Origin of the sequence: Salinicoccus hispanicus (assembly GCF_009831115.1) — a bacterium.
Lineage (GTDB): Bacteria > Bacillota > Bacilli > Staphylococcales > Salinicoccaceae > Salinicoccus > Salinicoccus hispanicus.
The window spans coordinates 543750-565431 of record NZ_WUUK01000001.1; the positions used below are offsets into that span (position 1 = coordinate 543750).

Sequence of the window (21682 nt, forward strand, 5' to 3'; positions counted from 1 at the left end):
GGCAGTAGAAAATTTAAAGGTGGGTGCTATATGAATCTATATAGTATAGAAGACCCGTCATTTTTGAAGCAGAAAGATGATGAGGAACTGAAGGAACTGGCACAGGATGTAAGGGAATTTCTGATCCAGTCATGCTCGACGACAGGCGGCCATATCGGTGCCAATCTCGGCGTGGTGGAATTGACAATCGCCCTGCATAAGCATTTTGATTCACCAGAAGACCGTCTTTTGTTCGACGTTGGACATCAGGCCTACATTCATAAAATCCTCACTGGACGCATCAGTGAGTTCGAAACACTCAGACAATATAAAGGCTTGTGTGGATTTCCCAAGATGCGTGAATCCGACCATGATGTATGGGAGGCGGGACATTCATCCACTAGTCTTTCAGCAGCCATGGGCATCGCAAAGGCACGCGATATCAAAGGCGAGGGTCACCATGTCATCCCGATCATCGGAGATGGTGCACTGACAGGTGGCATGGCCCTTGAAGCACTGAACCATATCGGATCAGACAAAACAGATATGACCATCATTCTGAACGACAATGAAATGAGTATCGCGCCGAACGTCGGTGCCATGCACAATATGCTTGGTCGCATGCGGACCAATACACAGTACAACCGCGTCAAGCATGACATAGAAGATTTTCTGAACCGGTTGCCGCAAGTAGGGTCGAGGCTTCGGGATATGGCAGATAGGATAAAGGACAGCATGAAATATCTCGTTGTGGATGGTGTCTTCTTCGAAGAGCTCGGCATCAAGTATATCGGTCCCGTCGATGGTCATGATTTTGCTGCGCTTTCCAATGCCATACAGATTTCGAAGGATTATAAGGGACCTGTTGTCATCCATGTCATTACCAAGAAGGGTAAAGGCTACCATCCGGCAGAAGATGATAAGCTCGGCAAATGGCATGGTCTCGGGCCATACAAGATAGATACCGGCGAAGTGCTCGGCAGTAAAACCACGCCGTCATGGAGTGAATTCATGTCGAACAGTGTACTCGAGCGTGCTCAGGAAGATGAGCGTATTGTTGCTCTGACCCCGGCGATGCCGGTCGGCAGCAAGCTGACAAAGTTCCAGAATACATTGCCCGAGCGATTTTTCGACGTCGGAATTGCCGAGCAGCACGCTGTCACCATGGCAGGTGGACTGGCCGCAAGCGGCATGAGGCCGTATCTCGCCATCTATTCCACCTTCCTGCAAAGAGGCTATGATCAGCTGCTGCATGATGTCGATCGTCAGAACCTGAACGTCTTCCTCGGCATCGACCGGAGTGGACTGGTCGGAGCTGATGGAGAAACGCACCAGGGTGTTTTCGACATCAGCTTCATATCCCCACTGCCCAACATGACGCTGATGATGCCAAAAGATGAACTTGAAGCAGAACAGATGATCGATCTGGCGTTCAGCCATGAAGGACCCGTCGCCCTCAGATATCCGCGTGGCAATATCAAGGGTGTTGAACAGAGCACAAAAATGAAACCGCTCAAGTATGGCCAGTGGGAGGAAGTGGTCGAAGGTGACGATATGACGATCATCTCCTTCGGGCCAACGCTCGATCTTGCAATCGATGCAGCAATCGCACTTAAAGAGAATGGCATCAGTGCCAGAGTCGTCAATGCCCGGTTCATCAAACCGATGGATCAGGCCATGCTTCAATCTCTCGGGATCGAAGGTAATCCGATCCTTACAGTTGAGGAATCCATGCTGACAGGCGGACTCGGCAGTATGATTGCAAGTTTCATGGCCGATCACGGCTTCACCACTCCGTTCAGGAGAATCGGCATCGACAATGAATATGTCGAACACGGTGACGTCAACAGGCTGCTGGAGGATATCGGCATCACAACCGAAAATATCATTCTGCAGTCCAGAATTCTACTGGAGCAGAACAATGAAAAAGAAATCAAGAATTGATTCATACCTTCACGACAATTATAATCTCGGCACACTGGAAGAAGTCAGGCGCATCATCATGGCCGGCAAAGTATTGAACAGCAACCAGCCGGTGTACAAGCCATCTGAAATGATTGACATCAGCAAGGCCGATATCCGTTTCAAAAATATAAAACCTTATGTCTCAAGAGGTGGCATCAAGCTCAACTATGCTGTAAAAGCATTCGATATTGAGCTTGAAGACAGCATTGTCATCGACATCGGCAGTTCTACGGGAGGATTTACCGATTGTTCTCTTCAGAAAGGTGCCATACATGTTTATGCAGTGGATGTCGGCACCAATCAGCTTGATTACAGGCTGCGTACAGATGCGCGGGTGACAGTCATGGAGCAGACCAATTTCAAGGATACGAAACTTTCAGATTTTCCCAGGATGCCCGATGTGCTTACAATCGATGTCTCTTTTACATCCATCGTTCCGATTCTGAGGCATATTACCGAACTGTTTGATCACAATTATGAAATCATCGCCCTGATCAAACCCCAGTTCGAATCCTACATGGAAGAGCGGGAGGACAGTGGCATCATCACCTCGAAGTTGACGCATGAGAATGTCATCCATCGTGTGCTTGAAGCGTGCAGCGGCATAGGCCTTTATGGTACAGGACTCGACAGGTCACCGATTACAGGTACCAAAGGGAACATCGAGTATCTGCTTCACCTGACATCTTCCAGCATTTCAGCTTCTGTAGTAGAAGAAAAGGACATTCAGCAGATCATCTATGGCTGATGTCCTTTTTTTCGTGTTGCTGTCATTCATTTTATGATATCATATGTATAAATATACAAAAGGGGTACACGAGGAGGAACATCATGTCCAATAAATCGATACGACAGATCAAAATCAGGGAAATCATCACAAACAGCAAGGTTGAAACACAGGAAGACCTGGTCGAAAGGCTGAACGAATACAACTTCAACGTTACACAGGCTACAGTGTCCCGCGATATAAAAGAACTGCAGCTCATCAAGGTTCCAACACCGAGTGGTTCATATGTCTACAGCATGCCGAAAGATCGAAAATTCCATCCATTGGAGAAGCTTGGAAGGTATCTGATGGACAGTTTTGTTAAACTGGACTATACAGACAACCTTCTTGTTTTGAAGACACTGCCCGGCAATGCCCAGTCCATCGGTGCAATCATCGACCAGCTGGAATGGGAAGAGGTTGTCGGCACCATATGCGGCGACGATACGTGTCTGATGATATGCCGCAGTGAAGATGCACAAAATGAGATTAGGGACCGGATATTCAATCTGATCTAAATTGGAGTGTTTAATTTGCTGATACGTCTGAAAATCAAGAATCTGGCTGTACTGAAAGATATTGAATTGGATTTCGACAGTGGACTGACCGTCATATCCGGAGAATCCGGTGCTGGTAAATCCATGATCATCGAAGCAATAAGATACCTCTATGGTAAACGGGCTTCCATCGAAGATATCAGATATGAGACCGAAGGCGCACTTATTGAAGGCGTCTTCGACTTCCCGGAATCGGATACAATGCGCGCACTGCTTGCCCAGAATGATATAGAAGAGGATGAGCTCTACATTGTAAGAAGGGAAGTCATGCAGAATCGCAAGAGCATCATCAAGATAAATTCGCGCATGATCACTCTGGGTGCACTCAAGGACATAATGGATGAGGTCGTCAGCATCCACTCCCAGTCCTCCCAGTCGGAAGCCCTCGAGCATAACAAGCATATTCTATACCTGGACCGCTATATTGATGCATCTGACAGGGCATCGTTTGGAAAGTATCAGGAAAGTTTCGAGGAGTTCAAAGCGCTCGAAGCGAGAATCAGGGAGCTTGAATACAAGGATAAGAACAGGGTACAGCAGCTGCAGATGTTCAAGTACGAGTACGAGGAACTTGAAGCCATGGATCTCGTTCCTGATGAGGAAGAGAAACTTGAAGAGGAGATCAGCTACCTCGACAACTTCGAGAAGATCAGCAATACATTATCCTCGATCCAGGCGCAGCTCAGTTCCGAATATGCACCGCAGAACATGCTCTATGAAATCCATAGCCACATCGAAACGCTTTCGAACTTCGATGAGAACTATAAGGAGTATGGAGATACGGTTCTCGAGGCATATCATACACTGGATGAACTCGGGAGCAGGGTGGGGAGCGACTTGTCCGCACTCGACTATGATGAGGAGAGTCTCAATGCGAAGCAGTCCCGGCTGTCCGACATCAACTCCCTGAAACGGAAGTACAACAAGACGCTCGATGAGCTGATAGAATACAGGATTGCCCTCGCAGAGGATATCGAACAGCTCGGCAACATTGCACAATCTTTCGAAGCCCTTCAGAATAGACGTGCCCAGGCACAAAAGCGTATGGAGCAGTACGCAAAGGATCTGCACACTTTCAGACTCGAACAGAAGCACTTTCTTGAGAACAGGATCAAGAAGGAGCTTAATGATCTTGATATGCCGGGAGCCGATTTTGAAATCAGTGTGCGCGAAGGGACATTCGACCCGCGCGGCTATTCTGAAGTCGAGTTTCTCATCTCCACCAATGCAGGAGAACCTCTGAAATCGATGAACCGCATCGCCTCAGGTGGTGAAATTGCCCGTGTCATGCTGGCATTGAGGACAATCTTTACAGAATCCGACGCCCAGAGCCTGCTGATTCTTGATGAGATCGATACAGGTGTCAGTGGCCTTGTCGCTACGCGCATGGCTGAAAAGATGCAGCTGCTGTCCAAATCACGCCAGGTCATCTCCATTTCGCATCTGCCGCAGGCAGCGGCTCTTGCAGATCATCACCTTTATGTATCAAAGAAGACATCGGATCAGCGAACTGCATCTGCTGCAGCGTATCTCGATGCAGATGATCATATTTACGAAATCGCCAGGATGCTCAGCGGTTCGGACATTACAGAAGCTGCACTTGAAAATGCCAAAACACTGATTGAAGCTAAAAATAAAGAGACGAACTAGGTTCGTCTCTTTATTTTTTCTCTTTGTCTTCCGCTTTGCCCGACTGTTCCATGAACTGCGCCTGCATCTTTTTCTGGCGCTGTTCGCGATGCAGTATATAGCCGCCGATGAACCAGACCCCCAATACCGTCAACAGCAGTCCGATGATGAACTGGACGACAGTGAGGGTGAAGGGATCATTGACGATGCCGAAGATGCTGTCCCTCATATACTTTATTCCAAGCCCTGCCAAAAATACCGGAATGACCAGTATGGCGAGCGCAATAATTTTCTTCATCATATCACCTTGAATATCTGGATATGTCCATTATAGCGCAAGTGAAAAGGGGAATAAAATATATGTCTTTTGAAAACCTTCTGAATTTTCCAAGTTTGACCAAATTCATGTAATTTAAATTCCGAATATGTATAATAAAAAGCATAGGGGAGGTACACACATGAAATTTGATGAAATTTTCGAAGGGGACAAAAATAAAATGATAGCGCTTTCAGTTTGCCGTGCGGCTGATCCGGAAGTGCTTGAACCGATTCTTCGCATTATCGAAGAAAAAGGCGTAAGATGTCATCTTGTAGATGACAGGGGAAAACTGGAGACCATGCTGGCTTCTTATGAAGCAGACCATCTTCTGGATGGGCGGATCACCATCCACCATGTGGGGGATGACCATGCAGCAGCGATGACATCCTTGGAGCTCATCAGTACAGGTCAGGCGAATGTTCTCATGAAAGGGCTGATTTCAACATCGGTTCTGCTGAAAGAAGTTCTGAACAAGAAATATGGACTGGTGCATGACAGCCTGCTCAGCCATGTTGCACTGTTTGATATGCCGCGCTACCATAAGGCCATCCTGCTCAGTGACGCCGGGATGAACATTACACCTTCAATTGAAGACAAGAAAAAAATCATAGACAACACACTTGAATGTGCCAGACAGCTCTCGGCGGACCAGCCAAAAGTTGCACTGCTCGCTGCAGTGGAAAAGGTTTCCGACAAGATGCCTGCAACCGCTGAAGCAGAGGCACTGGCGCATATGGATGTTAAAAACTTTAAATATAATTGTACAATAGAAGGACCACTGCAGTATGACCTCGCCATTTCAAAGGCGGCAGCCGACCATAAAGGAATCCGGTCCACTGTGGCAGGGGATGTGGACATCCTCATCGCCCCTGGCATCGAAGCAGGAAATATACTCTACAAATCACTGGTCTACTCTGCAGGTGCAAGTGTTGCTTCCATCATCATGGGCGCAAGTGTACCGATAGTACTGACCTCAAGAGCAGACAGCGCAGAAGATAGATATAATTCCATAAATCTAGCAATGAAGATTTCCAAATAACCAGATGGAGTGATGAAAATGATATTTGAAAAAATGGAGAAATACGACTACGAGCAACTGATTTTCTGTCAGGATGAAACAAGCGGACTGAAGGCCATCATCTGCATCCATGATACAACACTGGGGCCGGCACTCGGCGGAAGCAGAATGTGGCAGTATGACACAGAAGAAGAGGCCATAGAGGATGTGCTCCGCCTCGCAAAAGGAATGACCTATAAAAATGCTGCAGCCGGACTCAACCTCGGCGGAGGCAAGACTGTAATCATCGGTGATGCATCAAAAGACAAGTCTGAAGCTTTCTTCAGAGCACTTGGCAGATATGTGCATAGTCTTGGCGGCAGGTACATAACAGCTGAAGATGTTGGAACGACTGTGGAAGATATGGATCTCATCTATCAGGAAACACCGTATGTATGCGGCATCAGTGAATCCTATGGTTCCGGCGGAAACCCGAGCCCGATGACGGCATATGGTGTCTACATGGCGATGAAGCGTACAGCCAAAGAAGCATTCGGAAACGATTCGCTGAAAGACAGGACCATTGCTGTACAGGGTGTCGGAAACGTATCCTACAGCCTGTGCAGGCATCTTCATGAAGAGGGCGCCAAACTGATCGTCACAGACATCAACCAGGCATCTGTGGACCGTGCAGTGAATGATTTTGGTGCCGAGGCAGTTGGCATCGAAGAGATCTATTCAGTCGACGCGGATATTTTTGCACCTTGCGCACTTGGTGGTGTGCTGAATGATGAGACAATTCCGACGCTGAAAGTGAAAGCCGTCTGCGGCAGTGCAAACAACCAGCTGCTGGAAAGTGGCAGGCACGGCACTATGCTTGAGGAAAGAGGCATCGTCTATGCACCGGATTATGTCGTCAACTGTGGTGGTGTCATCAATGTTGCAGATGAACTGCAGGGCTATAACGCAGATCGCGCCAAAAGCAAAGTTGAGGAAATCTACAAACAGATGGATAAGATCTTCTCGATTGCCAAGCGCGACGGTGTCACACCTGCTGTTGCTGCCGATCGACTGGCCGAGGAAAGAATCGACAGCATGATGCGTGTCAAAAGTACATTTTCACAGAATGAAATCACAACGCTCAGCAGGAGGTAGGCCGAGCCATGACATATACCATTCTAGTCGTCAATCTTGGAGGGACTTCCACCAAGGTCGCGCTATATGAAAACGATGAGAGTATTGCTGTTGAGACATTGAGGCATCCGACTGAAATCGTCATGCAGCCGTTCCATGAACAGATCGAATTCAGATTCAGATCCATTCTGAACTTTCTTGAAAGAATTGATGTGGATGCGTCAGGCATCGATATCGTCAGTGCACGTGGTGGCGTACTGAGACCGATCCAGGGCGGCACATATGATATCAGCAGGGAGATGGTTGATGACCTGAGAGAAAGCAGATATGGTCAGCATGCATCAAATATGAGTGGTGTGATTGCCGACCGGTTCCGCAATCTCTATGGCTGCCAGGCCGTAATAACAGATCCGGTCGTGGTCGATGAAATGATCGACGAAGTCCGTCCCACCGGGTTGAAAGACATAGAGAGACGATCTGTCTTCCATGCACTCAACCAGAAGGCGGTCGCACGGAAGTATGCAGAATCCGAGGGTAGAGGCTATACTGAAATCAATGCCATCGTCTGTCATATGGGTGGCGGCATCACTGTCGGCGCCCATAGGAAGGGCAAAGTCATCGATGTCAACGATGGGCTGTCCGGTGAAGGGCCGATGAGTCCGACACGGACGGGCTCACTGCCCAACGACAGTCTGGCCAGATACATCATTGAAAACGCAATGGACTATGACAGTGTCTATGACGTTCTCACAAAAGAGGGCGGCTTCATTTCACTGACCGGTACCCAGGATGCGATCGAACTTGAAGAACGAGCGCTTGCAGGAGATGAAGCAATCGAAATGATTTTCAGGGCGCTTGCAGCCCAGATTGCCAAGGAGATCGGCTCGCGTGCTGCAATACTGAAAGGGGAGGTCGACCAGATCATCTTTACAGGAGGGCTCGCCTACAGTGCGTACCTCATGGATCTCGTCACACCCTATATTTCATTCATTGCCCCCGTTACCGTATACCCGGGTGAAGAGGAAATGCAGGCATTGGCAGAAGGCGCCTATCGCGTACTGACAGGACAAGAAAAAATGAAAACCTATGTGTAGGAGTGGATATAATGGCATATGAATATGATCTGGTCATTCTTGGTGGAGGTACTGCCGGCTATGTGGCAGCCATCAAGGCGAGCCAGCTCGGTCTCAAAACGGCGATCGTGGAAAAGGAGAACCTTGGAGGTACATGCCTGCATAAGGGATGCATCCCGACCAAGAGCATGCTCAAATCGGCGGAAGTCGCCTATTCAATGCGTAATGCAGATCTTTACGGCATCGGTTCCGTAACGCCTGAAATCGACATGTCGAAAATACAGGGCCGCAAGCAGGAAGTGGTGGACCGGATGCATGGGGGTGTCAAGCACCTCATGAAAAAGTACAAGGTGGATATTTTCAATGGACATGGGCGCATACTCGGCCCTTCGATTTTCTCTCCGATGGCCGGTACAGTAGCAGTGGAGCACCCTGAAGATGAAGAGGCGGAAAGTGAAATCCTCATCAACCAGCATGTGCTGATTGCGACAGGCTCACATCCACGTCCACTTCCGTTCCTGCCATTCGACCATGAGGTCGTACTCTCAAGCGATGACATGATGACACTCGATCACATCCCCTCCAGGATGGCCATCATCGGCGGCGGCGTAATCGGGCTTGAATTTGCAAGCATGCTGACGGATCTTGGTGCCGAGGTCACTGTCATTGAGGCAGGCAATCATATCATTCCTCATGAAGACAAGGACATCGCCGCCCAACTGAAGAAATCTCTCGAAGCCCGTGGCATCACCTTCAAGATTGGCAGTGCCCTGGATGAATCACGTATAGACAAGCAGGAGCAGTCCATCACACTTAAGATGGATGATGGTGAAGCTTCCTTCGACAAAGTACTTGTCGCAATCGGGCGTGCACCCAATACGGATGATCTTGGACTGGCAAATACGAAGATCAAGCTTGATAAAGGCTATATTGAGACCAATGTCCACTACCAGACCGGCGATGCACACATCTATGCCGTCGGCGATGTCATCGGCAATCTTCAGCTCGCCCATGTAGCTACAAAAGAAGCAATCGCGGCAGTCGAGCACATGGCAGATGAAAATCCTCTACCACTTGACTACAATGGTGTACCGAGATGCATCTATACCTCTCCCGAAGTCGCTGCCATCGGCATGACTGAAGAAGGTCTGAAACAGCAGAACATTGATTATTCTGCGCATAAGGTCCCGTTCGCAGCTGTCGGCAAGGCAGTAATTTCCCATGGAGACAAAGGATTTGGTAAAATACTTGTAGACCCGGGAACAAAAGACATTCTCGGACTTTCACTGATCGGCCCTGGCGCCACCGAACTGATCAATGAGGCAGCCCTGGCCAAATTCCTGGATGCTTCAGCATTGGAACTCGGCAGCGCCATCCATGCCCATCCTTCAATCGGAGAGGTGCTGATGGAACTCGGCCTTGATGCGGAAGACAAAGGGATCCATGTATAAGGAGGACACGACATTGTTGGACTATAAAGAAGCAGGTCTGGAACCCGAGGACCTGAAGAACATGTATCGTACGATGCATCTCGCAAGAAAACTGGATGAAAGAATGTGGCTGCTCAACCGTGCAGGCAAACTGCCGTTCGTCATTTCCTGCCAGGGGCAGGAAGCGACGCAGGTGGGCGCTGGATATGCACTTGACCGTGAGGTGGATATCATCAGTCCGTACTACAGGGACCTGGCACTCGTCACCCACTTCGGCATGACGGCGGAGGAGACGATGCTGTCGGCTTTTGCCAAAAAAGGTGATATTTCAAGTGGAGGGAAACAGATGCCTTCCCACTTCAGTAAGAAATCATGCAATATCATGACGCAAGGGTCCAGTGTGACCACCCAGCTGCTGCATGCTGTGGGTGCAAGCTTCAAATTCAAGATGGACGGTGAGAAGCGTGTGGCTCTGACAACGCTCGGAGAAGGCTCTTCAAACCAGGGGGATTTCCACGAAGGCCTTAATTTCGTCGGAGTCCATGATCTGCCTTTCATCTGCATCATCGAGAACAACAAATATGCAATCAGTGTACCGCGCGAACTGCAGTATGGTGCAGACAAACTTTCCGACCGTGCACTTGGTTATGGCATGCATGGTGAACATATCGACGGAAATGATCCGATTGCTGTCTACAAGGCCGTCAAAGATGCGCGGGAACGTGCAATCGACGGAGAAGGCGGTACGCTGATCGAAGCGATGTCAACCAGGCTGACTGCCCATTCCTCGGACGATGATGACAGCTACCGTGAGAAGGAAGAACGCGAAACAATGAAGGATTCCGACTGTCTGATCAATTTCAGAACCTACATTCTGGACAATGGTGTAGCAGAGGAAGCATGGTTCGAAGAATTGGAGAAAGAAATCAAAGCGATCGTCACAGATGCGACAAAGGCAGCGGAAAAAGCACCTTATCCGGATCCGGAAGAAGCATTGACGCACGTGTACGAGGAGGTTCAGCATGGCTAAAATATCCTATCTGCAAGCCATCCATCAGGCACTCGATTATGAAATGGGCCAGGACGAGAGTGTTTTTGTCCTCGGAGAGGATGTAGGCAAGAAAGGCGGCGTATTCAAGGTCACTGCCGGCCTGCAGGAAAAATACGGAGAACTGCGCTGTCTTGATACACCTTTGGCGGAATCGAACATCGTCGGCACCAGCATCGGTGCAGCAATGATGGGGAAAAGACCAGTGGCGGAAATCCAGTTCGCAGATTATATCCTACCCGCAACCAACCAGATCCTGAGTGAAGCGGCAAAAATCAGGTACCGGTCCAATAATGACTGGAACTGTCCAATTGTCATCCGAGCACCATTCGGTGGCGGCATACACGGCGCGCTATACCATTCCCAGTCTGTTGAGACCTTATTTACATCGACACCCGGACTGAAAGTCGTCGTGCCATCCACACCAGCTGATGCAAAAGGACTGCTCATTTCAGCAATCCGGGATAATGATCCCGTACTGTTCTTTGAACATAAGAAGGCATATCGCCTGCTCAAGGAAGAAGTGCCGGAAGGCGATCATACCGTACCGATCGGCAAGGCGGATATCAAGCGGGAAGGTGACGATATTACGGTCATTACATATGGCCTCTGTGTCAACTATGCCCTCCAGGCAGCAGAACGCCTGTCGAAGGATGGCCATGAGGCGGAAGTACTCGACCTCAGGACCATCTATCCTCTGGATAAGGAGAGCATCATCAAGGCGGCCTCGAAGACAGGCAAAGTACTGCTTGTTACAGAAGATAATCTGGAAGGCAGCGTCATCAGTGAAGTTGCTGCAATCATCGGTGAAAACTGCCTGTATGACCTTGATGCCCCGATCATGAGACTGGCCGGTCCAGACGTACCATCGATGCCATATGCACCACCAATGGAAGATTTCTTCATGGTCAACCCGGATAAGATTGAAGCTAAAATGAAAGAGCTTGCTGAACATTAAGGAGGACAAGAGTTATGGAAAAAGTGCTGATGCCGAAGCTCGGTGAGAGTGTAACGGAAGGTACCATTGAAAAATGGCTGGTCCAGCCTGGGGATACTGTAGAGGAATATGATCCCATATGCGAAGTGATCACCGATAAGGTGACGGCCGAAGTGCCTTCAGTCTACAGTGGTGTCGTCAAGGAGCTGCTCGTCAGTGAAGGGGAGACTGTCGAGGTCGGCACATCGATCTGCATGATGGAGACGGAAGACTCCAGTGAACCAGAGAAGACAGACGAGACGGACAAGGTGGAAAAAGGACAGGAAGAGGTCCCTGCTGAAAAAGAACCGGCGGCGCAGAAGTCCAGCAATGGTAGGAATAAAGGCCGCATTTCACCTGTTGTCATGCGTCTTGCAGAAGAAAATGACATTGATCTGTCGACGGTTTCGGGATCCGGTTTCGAAGGCAGAATTACGAAGAAGGATATTCTGAAGACGATTGAAAATGGTCCATCGGAACAAAAAACACAGGCGGAACAGACGACATCAAGGGAGGAACCACCGAAGACTGAAGGTTCTACACCGAGTCCTGCTCCAGCCGGACAGGACAAAGCACTTGCCGGAGAAGAGATTCCTGTCAATGGTGTCAGAAAAGCAATTGCGAACCGCATGGTGCAATCAAGCCAGGAGATCCCACATGCATGGCTGATGATGGAAGTGGACGCGACGAATCTTGTCAACGTCAGAAACAGCCATAAGTCGGATTTCAAAAAACAGGAAGGGTACAACCTCACTTTCTTCAGCTTTTTCGTCAAAGCAGTCGCTGAAACACTGAAAGATTATCCGATGCTGAACAGCTCATGGCAGGGGGATAAGATTGTCGTCAACAAGGATATCAACGTCTCCATCGCCGTGGCCGGTGACGATAAACTATATGTTCCTGTAATCCGTAATGCAGATGAACTGTCCATCAAGGGCATCGCCAGACAAGTCAGCGAACTTGCCGAGCTCGGGCGCAAACACAAGCTGACCACTGCGCATATGGCAGGAGGCACGTTCACCGTCAACAATACCGGGGCGTTCGGCTCCGTCCAGTCCATGGGTATCATCAACCAGCCCCAGGCTGCCATACTGCAGGTGGAATCCATCGTCAAAAAACCGGTCATCATCGATGATATGATCGCCGTAAGACATATGGTCAACCTGTGCCTGTCCATCGACCACCGCATACTCGACGGTCTTGTTGCCGGGCAGTTCCTGAAGGCGGTCAAAGAAAGAATTGAAGCCTATTCATTGGAGCACACTTCGATCTATTAGACTTTACAAAAATCTTTTTCCACTATAAACTTAGGTGGATAATAGCAAGTGGCAATGTAAGGAACAGTTGCCGCCCAGAAGGAGTTTTTTATTATGAATATGGATTTTAACATGTATATGAATGATATTGTCAGCCAGGCAAGAAGTGAAATCAGGGAAGCCGGCTATACAGAACTGACGACACCTGAAGCTGTGGATGAACATCTGAATAAAGAAGGAACATCTGTTGTCATGATCAATTCGGTCTGCGGATGTGCCGGCGGCATTGCACGCCCTGCTGCAAAACACGCACTGAACTATGACAAGCTGCCGGATCAGCTGCTTACTGTTTTTGCCGGCCAGGATAAGGAAGCGACTGAACACGTACGTGAGAAGGCAACCGAATTCCTGCCATCATCTCCATCATTCGCCCTGTTCAAAGACGGCAAGATCGTTGATATGATCGAAAGACATGAAATCGAAGGTCATGAGACGATGAGTGTCATCACGAATCTGCAGGCATGGTTCGAAGAACACGGCAAGGAAATCTAGCAAAAGAAAAAGAGGTCCCGAGGGACCTCTTTAATTTGATTACAGTGTCGTCAGCATACTGACGCCGAATAATACTCCCGAAATGACGATAAGGAATATCATAAACCAGATCACTGCTTTTTGAACTTTCCTATTGCTCATGAAATCATCCTTAAATTTTTACTATTTACATTATAATACACGCTGAAGTGACAATCAACACAACAACTGGAGGAAATGACCAATGAATAAGGATAGACTTGTCAATCAATTTATGGATATGGTAAAAATCGATTCGGAAACGGGCTATGAAAGAGATATGGCCGATTACCTCCTTAAGACGTTCAAAGAAATGGATATCGAAGCGACTGAAGATGATACACAGGAAAAGACAGGCTATGGTGCTGGAAACATACTGGTCCGGCTGAAGGGTGATGCTTCCAAGGCTCCGGTCTATTTCACGGTCCACATGGACACTGTTGCCCCAGGTAAGGGCGTCAAGCCATCCATTGATGGAGATTATATCATCAGCGATGGCACTACCATTCTTGGAGCTGATGACAAGGCGGGCATCGCTGCACTGATAGAGGCCATATATACAATCAAAGAGTCCAACATGGCACACGGTGATGTGGAAATCGTCATCACTGTTGGAGAAGAGTCCGGACTTGTCGGTGCCAAGGCATTTGATACCAGCAAGCTGAATAGCAAGTTCGGCTACGCGATCGATTCAACCGGCACAGTCGGTACAGTCGTTACTACAGCACCGACACAGAGCAGGATAGTAGTGGATATCCATGGCAAGAAAGCCCATGCCGGTGTTGCGCCGGAAAATGGCATCAGCGCCATCAATATTGCGGCGCGTGCAATCAGCCAGATGAAACTCGGACGGATCGACCCGGAAACCACTGCCAACATTGGACGATTTGAAGGCGGTACTGCAACCAATGTTGTAACCGACCACGTCCATCTGCTTGCTGAAGCCAGAAGCCTGGATTCCGACAAGATGGAAGCACAGTCTGCGCATATGAAGGAAACATTTGAAAATGCCGCACGTGAGATGGGCGGAAGTGCAGATGTCAGCATCGAAGTCATGTATGCCGCTCTGAATGCACCGGATGATTCCGAAGTCGTCCGTACTGCCGTCAAAGCGATTGAGAACATCGACCGTACTGCTGATCTGATCAGTCTCGGCGGTGGCAGTGACGGCAATGTTTTTGCAGGGGCAGGCATAGGAACTGCGATACTTGGACTCGGCTATGAAAATATTCATACAACAGAAGAGAAGATGCCGATTGAGGAACTCGTCAAAATCACTGAACTGGTCGTCGAAATCATCAAAGTACAGAATGACAAGGAGGTCCGCGCATGATATACGATATTGGAGTAGTCGGACTTGGAGTAATGGGGACTAATATTGCCAAAAATATGTCGCGCAACGGTTTCAAGGTCATCACATTCGATTTCTATGATGATGTCAGGGAAAACCGCATGAATGAACTCAAGGAAGAGAATGTCGATATTGCCTCCTCGATGGAAGCTTTCATCAACAGTCTGAAAAAACCCAGGAATATTCTTCTTCTCGTCAAAGCAGGAGAGGTGACGGATATGACAATCGAACAGATTGCTCCCTATCTTGTTGAAGGAGATACACTGATTGACGGTGGAAATGAGCAGTATGAAAATACTCGCCGACGCAATCTGGCATTGACCGAAAAGGGCATCAACTTCATCGGCATGGGTGTCAGCGGTGGTGAAGAGGGGGCATTGAATGGTCCTTCGCTGATGCCGGGTGGTCAGCAGGAAGCTTATGACAACGTCAAGGATATTCTGGAGAAGATTGCTGCAAAAGCGGACGATGGCAAACCATGTGTCACGTATATCGGCAGTGATGGCAGCGGACACTATGTAAAGATGATCCATAACGGCATCGAGTATGCCGACATGGAGCTGATTGCGGAAAGCTACTACTTCATGAAGCATGGACTCAATATGTCGAATGACGAAATGAGTGCTGTTTTTGACGAATGGAATAAAGGTGATCTGAACAGCTATCTGATTGAAATCACTGCCCGTATACTTGAGTTCAAGGACGATGAAGGCAACTATGTACTCGATCTGATACTCGATAAGGCGGGACAGAAAGGTACAGGCAAATGGACCGGCATAGAAGGTTTGAAACTCGGTATACCTTTGTCCCTGATTACAGACAGTGTATTTGTAAGGTGTATTTCAAGTCTGGTGGAAGAGCGTCAACTTGTCAGTGAAGCCTACACAAGCCCGATGAAATCAATTTCTGCAGATGACAAGGCCTCTGTCCTCGAAGACTTGAAGAATGCACTCTACATCAGCAAGCTTATGAGTTATTCCCAAGGTTTCAGACTGCTCAGGGAAGCGAGTGGCATCTACGACTGGAATCTTAAGCTTGGGGAAATCTCCATGATATGGAGAAAAGGCTGCATCATCAGAGCCCAGTTTTTGGAAGAAATCAACAGAGCCTATGAAAATGCACCCAATCTCAGCAACCTGCTACTCGATGACTACTTCAGAAATGTTGTAAAGTCGAACCATCCGAGCCTGAGACGGATCGGCATTCTTGCAATTGAAAATGAAATACCGATGCCTGCTTTCCTGAGTGCACTTTCCTATTTCGACAGTATGAAGCAGGAAAGGGTATCCAGCAATATGATTCAGGCACAAAGGGACTACTTCGGTGCACACACTTACGAGCGCATCGATCAGCCCGGCATCTTCCATACGGACTGGCAATAAAAAAGCTGCTCATCATTTTGATGAGCAGCTTTTTTATATTTCATCGTAGAGTGCCTGCCATACCTGGACTCTTGTATGATCTGAAGTGAATTCCCTCTGGCTTTTCAGCACTTCAAGGGAGAAGTTGCAGTTGAGGTCCCTCGGTTCCTTCAGGTGCCATCTGCGGAATACATACTGGTATATTTCCTGTGCCGTAACAGAGGGGACACCTTGTGCTTCAAAGATGACGAACTGGCTCGTTTCCGTGTACGTATCTTCAAAAGGGCTTTCCAATGATGATGATACACCGATGGTCAGTTCCATCTCACCATCAATATAGCGTTCATGCATGACAATGCCCTTTATGCTGCCGTTATTGTACCTCAGCAGCTCATCAAGAATGTTGTTCTCTTCAAGATAGGCTAGAAATTCATATTTCATGCGGCTGTCATAGTCGTGAAGTGAAAAGGTCCGTACAGCACCTGTAATTCTGAAACTTTCCATATCAACATATCTGGAAGGATACTTCGGGCGGTCGACAGGTACAACTTCGAATGATATGCGTTCAGTCAGATCCAGTTTGTCCATCAGCCGTTCGGTTTCATAAGGGGAAATGCCGAATGCTCCCTGATACGCCCGTTTGAAGGAATCCACGTCGTAATAGCCGTAGTATTTGACGATATCGATCAATCTTCGATGCCCAGCTTCCAATTCGTACGCTATTTCGGTCATTTTACGCCTACTCTGATATTCATAGGGTGTCATGCCCACAAGTGATGTGAATATCGTAATGAAGGACTTCGGTTCGACACCCATATCATCGAGCACGCGGTCGTAGTCTATACTCTCACGGATGTGGTCTTCAATATAGATGATGAATTTTTCAATAAAATTTATAGTTTCCATCAAATGCCCACTTCTCTGATCATACGTCCCACCACTTGAAGCCGTCTTTTGATAGCAGCAGACTGCTTTTGACCGGTCCATTGGAGCCCGATCTGTAGTTAGGGAATGATGCAAGCTCACTTTCCCACACTGCATTTACAGGATCGACGAACGACCATGCATTCATCAGTTCCTCGTAGTGGGTGAAGTTGGTGGCGTCACCACTCAGGCAGTCGTATATCAGATTTTCATAAGCATCTACAGTCCGGGACAGATCCGTAGGATCAACCGAATAGGACATCTTGATCTCTTTCGTATCCTGCTCCCCGGCATAGTCTTTGACATTCAGGTGCAGCGTGATGCTTTCATTCGGTTGAATACGTATGACCAGCAGATTCTTGGCAAGGAGGTCGTCGGACTCGTTCTGATAGTAGAGATTCATCGGTACTTCCCTGAATTCCACAACAATTTTGGTCTCTTTATTTTTCATGCGTTTACCAGTACGTACATAGAACGGGACGCCTGCCCATCTGAAATTATCGATGAACAGCCTGGCTGCGATGAAAGTCGGCGTGTTTGAATTCTCGCTGACGTTCTCTTCTTCCCTGTAGCTTCTGACATACTCGCCATCAGCAACACCTTCGTCATACTGTCCACGTACAAAATATTTCCTGATATCCTGCTCTTCGACTTTTCTCAGGCTTTTCAGCACCTTGATCTTCTCTTCCCGGATGTCGTTGCTGTTCAGGCTGACAGGCGGCTCCATTCCTAGCAGGGAGACGACCTGGAGCATATGGTTCTGGAACATATCACGTACTGCACCGCTTCTTTCGTAGTACTCCGCACGGTCGAGCACACCGAGTGATTCCGATGAGGTGATCTGTACATTTGATACATAATGGTTGTTCCAGAGCGGTTCGAACAAGCTGTTGCTGAAACGGATCACTTCTATATTCTGCACCATCTCCTTGCCGAGATAGTGATCGATCCGGTAGATTTCGTGTTCCTTGAACGATTTGGATATCTCTTCGTTCAGTTTATAGGCACTGTCATAATCCTTGCCGAATGGCTTCTCGATGATCAGCTTTTTGGAACCTTCAGTCTCGGTTATGCCTGAAATTCTCAGGTTGTCGGTAATATCTGTGAAGTATTGAGGTGGCATCGCCAGATAGAAGAGGCGGTTCCCGCCTGTATCGAGTGTACCTTCAATGTCTTCGAACTTATCCTTCAGAGATGAGTAGGTGTCGCTTTCCGTAATGGACAGCTTGACGTAATGAACATGCTCGAGGAACAGCTCCAGACCTTCCAGAGTTTCAAGCTTATCATTCTCGCTGATGGCCTTACGGGCAACTTCCCTGAAATCGTCATCAGTGATATCGCGTCTTCCGACAGCAATCAGTGCAAAATCATCTTTAAGAGAGCCCTCCTGGAACAGATGAAAGATGGAAGGCAGCAGTTTTCTTCTCGATAGGTCGCCGGTCGCACCAAACAGGGCGATTGACACTTTAAATGGTTGTGTAGTCATATCCAACAAGTCCTTTAGTCAAAATTTTTCTTTTATCATTATTCCACTGTATTCCTAAAAATACAACTCATTGATATGATATACTGAATCAACATTTAAAAACAGGTGATACAATGAAATTTAAAGTACTGGGTTCTGGTGCAGGTATACCTTCCAGAACGAGAAATACACAGAGTTTTATACTGGATGTCGTCGAGGAGATCAACCAGTATTTTCTGATCGATGCTTCAGAGGCCCTGCAGCATCGAATACTCGATACGACCATACGACCATCCAAGATCAGACACGTGTTCATTACCCATCTTCATGGTGACCATATATTCGGCCTGCCCGGATTCCTTTCCTCTCGTGCGCATCAGGGCGGAGAAGGCATACCCCTTGTCGTCCATGGACCGCCTGGACTCGAGGAATGGATTGAAGCGACATTCCGTACGAGCGGCTCACATCTCAACTATCCGATCCAGTTCAATGAAGTTGCCGATGGCGACTCATTTGATGTGGAAGGGTTCACAGTGACGATCCGGCTGCTTGATCATGCCATAGACAGTTTCCTGTACGTATTTGAGGAGCCGGATAAGCCTGGAGCGTTGAAAAGTGATAAACTGCGCGATATCGGCATCAGCCCGGGTCCTGTCTACAAGGAGATCAAAAGTTCCGAGACTTTTCGACATGAAGGCATCGTCTATAGGACTGGTGATTTCCTGAATCCACCGTCGGATGGCAGGAAGATTGCAGTCCATGGTGATACGCGGGTGGTCCGTGATAAAGCATACCTGGACCTGCTCGACGGCTCGGATCTTATCGTCCATGAAGCCACCTATCTTCACGGTGAACAGGAAAAAGCACACCTCTATTACCATTCGGAAATAAACGATGTGCTTTTGAATCTTTCACAAATATCGTATGGCCAGCTGCTGTTCAGTCATATCAGCAACCGGTATGATGCAGAGATGGTTCATCTGGTTGGAGAACAGCTTTCAGATGACGTCAGGATTGGACATGATTTTCTTGAAATCACCATCCCACGTGGTTCGCGATGAAGCTTGCTACAACTTTCCGGTATTTCTCCGGGTTTCTGTTGTAGCTTTCGACGTGCCCGCCACGTTCAGGGTACCAGGCCGCCTTTGGCGGCTTTTTCTTCTTGTACAGCTTTGTTGTCTGGGTATAGGGTATGAATTTGTCAGGCTTTGAATGGATGAAGAGCACCGGCTGCCTGATCTGTTCCACTACACGGATGGGAGATACCTTGAATAGTGAGAATCTGCTTCTGATGCGGAAGAATATATTCGTAAAGAACAGGATGAGCGGAGAACCGATCTTCGTGTACTGGCTGAATATATTCGTCAGTTCATCCCCGAAAGTGGAGAAGGAAGCATCCGAAATATAGAATTTTGCGCGATTGGACAGTTCGCCGGCATAGAGGAGCATTGTCGCAGCCCCCATGGACTCTCCGTGGATGCCGACTTCGACATCCGGACCGTAGTGGTCGAAAAGGTAGTCCACAACCGTTTCAAGATCGTATTTCTCATAGAATCCGTAAGTAGAGTGGGCACCGCCGGTATTGCCGTGCCTTCTGGCATCATAGATCACACAGTTGTATCCCATGTCGGTGAACATGTTCAAGTATTTGATCGAGCTGATCTTATTTTCAGTGACCCCATGACAGAGGACCACCCACTTGTTCGTCTCATTCGGATGGACGAAGACGGCATTGATGCTGTAGTCGAATTTCGAAGGGATCAGGAGGTCATCCTGGGGCAGACTCTGGAAGACTTCCAGGTTAAGCCGCTTGGCACGGGTTTCACGCCTTTTGATGACTTCCACGTCCCTCAGCTTGAAGAACAGTATCTGGCTTGAAGCATAGTAGCCGAGCGAAATGAACAGTACAACCAGGGAGCCGACCAGCGCGATCAGCCATGCAGCAAATGATTTCATTTTCTATGCGCCTCGTACTTCATCAGTTTGACTGCATCCATGATTTTATCGAGATCATCCTGCGATAGTTCCGGCATGCGGTTGTAGCTGTCGATGTTCGACTCGAGCTGGGAGAGGCTGCTGACGCCGTTGACAACGACTGCATTGTGGTGGTGCAGAAACGCATAGGAAAGTGCAGTCAGATCGGAATGGACTTCGCGGAGGGAGCGGATTGTCTGGTGCAGCTCCGGGTGGGAGTACTCCAATACGCCGTCTGCAAATTTGTTTTCAAGCACCTTGTCTGCATTGTCACTGAGGAGCCCCTTCATCACAGGACCTCGGGCCAGCACCGTCACGTCACTGTTCAGACTGTCCAGAATTTCAAGCGGTCTGTTGTCGATCGGGTTGAACTGCATCATCAGCGTGGAAATGCTGCTGTGCTCCATGTAGTAGTCGATGACATTCGGACGGATCGAGGAGATGCCGTAGCTTCTGATGAGGCCTTCCTGCTTCAGGTCTTCGAATGCACCGATTGTTTCATCCTTGTTATCCTCGATGGTCCCCCCATGCAGCTGATAGAGGTCGATCTCTTCGACACCGAGTCTTGAAAGAGACTGTTTGACCGCTTCTTTTATATGGGATGCCGAAGGATTCCAGCCGATTTTCTCCTGGCGGGCCGCATCAAATTCATTTCCTGCTTTTGTTCCGATGGTGAAATTATAGTCGCCCCGGAATTTTTCAAGTGCCTCACCGACGGCTTTTTCATTTTCACCAAACTGGTAGAGGTCCGCTGTATCGAAATGGGTGATGCCTGCTTCAAGTGCACGCCCGATGATTCTCTTTGTTTCATTACTGTCACCCAGTGGCAGATTCATGCATCCTAGAGAAAGCTCGGACAGGTTGATACCATCTTTCAACTGAATATTTTTCATATATGTCATGCCTCC

Annotated in this window: 21 protein-coding genes; 15 read left to right on the forward strand and 6 right to left on the reverse strand. The window is 48.3% G+C overall.

Annotated features, from left to right (window positions below; translation table 11 throughout):
- The first annotated feature begins 30 nt into the window (after window positions 1–30).
- The 4 genes from dxs (at window position 31) to recN (ending at window position 4917) form a co-directional block, all read left to right on the forward strand.
- Complete coding sequence (gene dxs / locus GQ671_RS02760; protein ID WP_160652351.1) at window positions 31–1923, forward strand: 1-deoxy-D-xylulose-5-phosphate synthase; 1893 nt, start codon at window positions 31–33, stop codon at window positions 1921–1923.
- Window positions 1901–2692 carry a TlyA family RNA methyltransferase gene (locus tag GQ671_RS02765; RefSeq protein ID WP_160652354.1) on the forward strand — a complete coding sequence of 264 codons (792 nt, stop codon included), beginning with the start codon at window positions 1901–1903 and terminating at the stop codon, window positions 2690–2692. The genes dxs and GQ671_RS02765 overlap by 23 nt, the downstream gene beginning before the upstream one ends.
- 83 nt (window positions 2693–2775) lie before the next feature.
- Window positions 2776–3228 (forward strand): transcriptional regulator AhrC/ArgR, encoded by a 453-nt coding sequence (gene ahrC / locus GQ671_RS02770; RefSeq protein WP_145286201.1) that lies wholly within the window; start codon window positions 2776–2778, stop codon window positions 3226–3228.
- A gap of 15 nt (window positions 3229–3243) precedes the next feature.
- Window positions 3244–4917 (forward strand): DNA repair protein RecN, encoded by a 1674-nt coding sequence (gene recN / locus GQ671_RS02775; protein WP_160652357.1) that lies wholly within the window; start codon window positions 3244–3246, stop codon window positions 4915–4917.
- Between the two features lie 10 nt (window positions 4918–4927).
- Here recN and GQ671_RS02780 read toward each other — a convergent pair whose 3' ends face one another.
- Complete coding sequence (locus GQ671_RS02780) at window positions 4928–5194, reverse strand: DUF2627 domain-containing protein (RefSeq protein ID WP_160653510.1); 267 nt, start codon at window positions 5192–5194, stop codon at window positions 4928–4930.
- A 160-nt stretch (window positions 5195–5354) separates the two neighbouring features.
- Between GQ671_RS02780 and GQ671_RS02785 the strand changes: the two genes are divergently transcribed.
- The 8 genes from GQ671_RS02785 (at window position 5355) to GQ671_RS02820 (ending at window position 13681) form a co-directional block, all read left to right on the forward strand.
- On the forward strand, window positions 5355–6254 hold the full coding sequence (locus GQ671_RS02785) for a phosphate acyltransferase (protein WP_160652360.1): 900 nt from the start codon (window positions 5355–5357) through the stop codon (window positions 6252–6254).
- 18 nt (window positions 6255–6272) lie between these two features.
- Window positions 6273–7367: a Leu/Phe/Val dehydrogenase gene (locus GQ671_RS02790; RefSeq protein ID WP_160652363.1), complete on the forward strand. Its 1095-nt coding sequence runs from the start codon at window positions 6273–6275 to the stop codon at window positions 7365–7367.
- A gap of 8 nt (window positions 7368–7375) precedes the next feature.
- Window positions 7376–8440 (forward strand): butyrate kinase, encoded by a 1065-nt coding sequence (buk, locus tag GQ671_RS02795; protein WP_160652366.1) that lies wholly within the window; start codon window positions 7376–7378, stop codon window positions 8438–8440.
- An 11-nt stretch (window positions 8441–8451) separates the two neighbouring features.
- Entirely contained in the window at window positions 8452–9870 is a 1419-nt protein-coding gene (lpdA, locus tag GQ671_RS02800) for a dihydrolipoyl dehydrogenase (protein ID WP_160652369.1), read from the forward strand.
- Complete coding sequence (locus GQ671_RS02805) at window positions 9842–10879, forward strand: thiamine pyrophosphate-dependent dehydrogenase E1 component subunit alpha (RefSeq protein ID WP_407690712.1); 1038 nt, start codon at window positions 9842–9844, stop codon at window positions 10877–10879. Before lpdA ends, GQ671_RS02805 begins: the two co-directional genes overlap by 29 nt.
- On the forward strand, window positions 10872–11855 hold the full coding sequence (locus tag GQ671_RS02810) for an alpha-ketoacid dehydrogenase subunit beta (RefSeq protein WP_160652372.1): 984 nt from the start codon (window positions 10872–10874) through the stop codon (window positions 11853–11855). The genes GQ671_RS02805 and GQ671_RS02810 overlap by 8 nt, the downstream gene beginning before the upstream one ends.
- Window positions 11856–11869: 14 nt before the next feature.
- On the forward strand, window positions 11870–13150 hold the full coding sequence (locus GQ671_RS02815) for a dihydrolipoamide acetyltransferase family protein (protein WP_160652375.1): 1281 nt from the start codon (window positions 11870–11872) through the stop codon (window positions 13148–13150).
- A gap of 93 nt (window positions 13151–13243) precedes the next feature.
- Complete coding sequence (locus GQ671_RS02820; protein WP_160652378.1) at window positions 13244–13681, forward strand: BrxA/BrxB family bacilliredoxin; 438 nt, start codon at window positions 13244–13246, stop codon at window positions 13679–13681.
- Window positions 13682–13720: 39 nt separating this feature from the next.
- On the opposite strand, the gene prli42 is transcribed toward GQ671_RS02820, so the two are convergent.
- Window positions 13721–13822 (reverse strand): stressosome-associated protein Prli42, encoded by a 102-nt coding sequence (prli42, locus tag GQ671_RS02825; protein ID WP_160652381.1) that lies wholly within the window; start codon window positions 13820–13822, stop codon window positions 13721–13723.
- Between the two features lie 82 nt (window positions 13823–13904).
- Between prli42 and GQ671_RS02830 the strand changes: the two genes are divergently transcribed.
- Both GQ671_RS02830 and gndA read left to right on the forward strand, forming a co-directional pair.
- Window positions 13905–15032, forward strand: a complete 1128-nt coding sequence (locus tag GQ671_RS02830) for a M20/M25/M40 family metallo-hydrolase (protein ID WP_160652385.1) — start codon at window positions 13905–13907, stop codon at window positions 15030–15032.
- On the forward strand, window positions 15029–16432 hold the full coding sequence (gene gndA / locus GQ671_RS02835) for an NADP-dependent phosphogluconate dehydrogenase (RefSeq protein WP_160652388.1): 1404 nt from the start codon (window positions 15029–15031) through the stop codon (window positions 16430–16432). Before GQ671_RS02830 ends, gndA begins: the two co-directional genes overlap by 4 nt.
- 33 nt (window positions 16433–16465) lie before the next feature.
- Here gndA and GQ671_RS02840 read toward each other — a convergent pair whose 3' ends face one another.
- Window positions 16466–17317, reverse strand: coding sequence for a helix-turn-helix domain-containing protein (locus GQ671_RS02840; protein WP_160652391.1), 852 nt, complete (start codon window positions 17315–17317; stop codon window positions 16466–16468).
- A 19-nt stretch (window positions 17318–17336) separates the two neighbouring features.
- Window positions 17337–18821 carry a glucose-6-phosphate dehydrogenase gene (gene zwf, locus GQ671_RS02845; RefSeq protein ID WP_160652394.1) on the reverse strand — a complete coding sequence of 495 codons (1485 nt, stop codon included), beginning with the start codon at window positions 18819–18821 and terminating at the stop codon, window positions 17337–17339.
- A 113-nt stretch (window positions 18822–18934) separates the two neighbouring features.
- Here zwf and GQ671_RS02850 point away from each other — a divergent pair, with 113 nt between their 5' ends.
- On the forward strand, window positions 18935–19861 hold the full coding sequence (locus GQ671_RS02850) for an MBL fold metallo-hydrolase (protein WP_160652396.1): 927 nt from the start codon (window positions 18935–18937) through the stop codon (window positions 19859–19861).
- Here the strand turns inward: GQ671_RS02850 and GQ671_RS02855 are convergent.
- Window positions 19836–20756: an alpha/beta hydrolase gene (locus GQ671_RS02855; protein WP_160652399.1), complete on the reverse strand. Its 921-nt coding sequence runs from the start codon at window positions 20754–20756 to the stop codon at window positions 19836–19838. The two genes, GQ671_RS02850 and GQ671_RS02855, sit on opposite strands and share 26 nt — an antisense overlap.
- Window positions 20753–21667, reverse strand: a complete 915-nt coding sequence (locus tag GQ671_RS02860; RefSeq protein WP_160652401.1) for an aldo/keto reductase — start codon at window positions 21665–21667, stop codon at window positions 20753–20755. The genes GQ671_RS02855 and GQ671_RS02860 overlap by 4 nt, the downstream gene beginning before the upstream one ends.
- Between the last annotated feature and the right edge of the window lie 15 nt (window positions 21668–21682).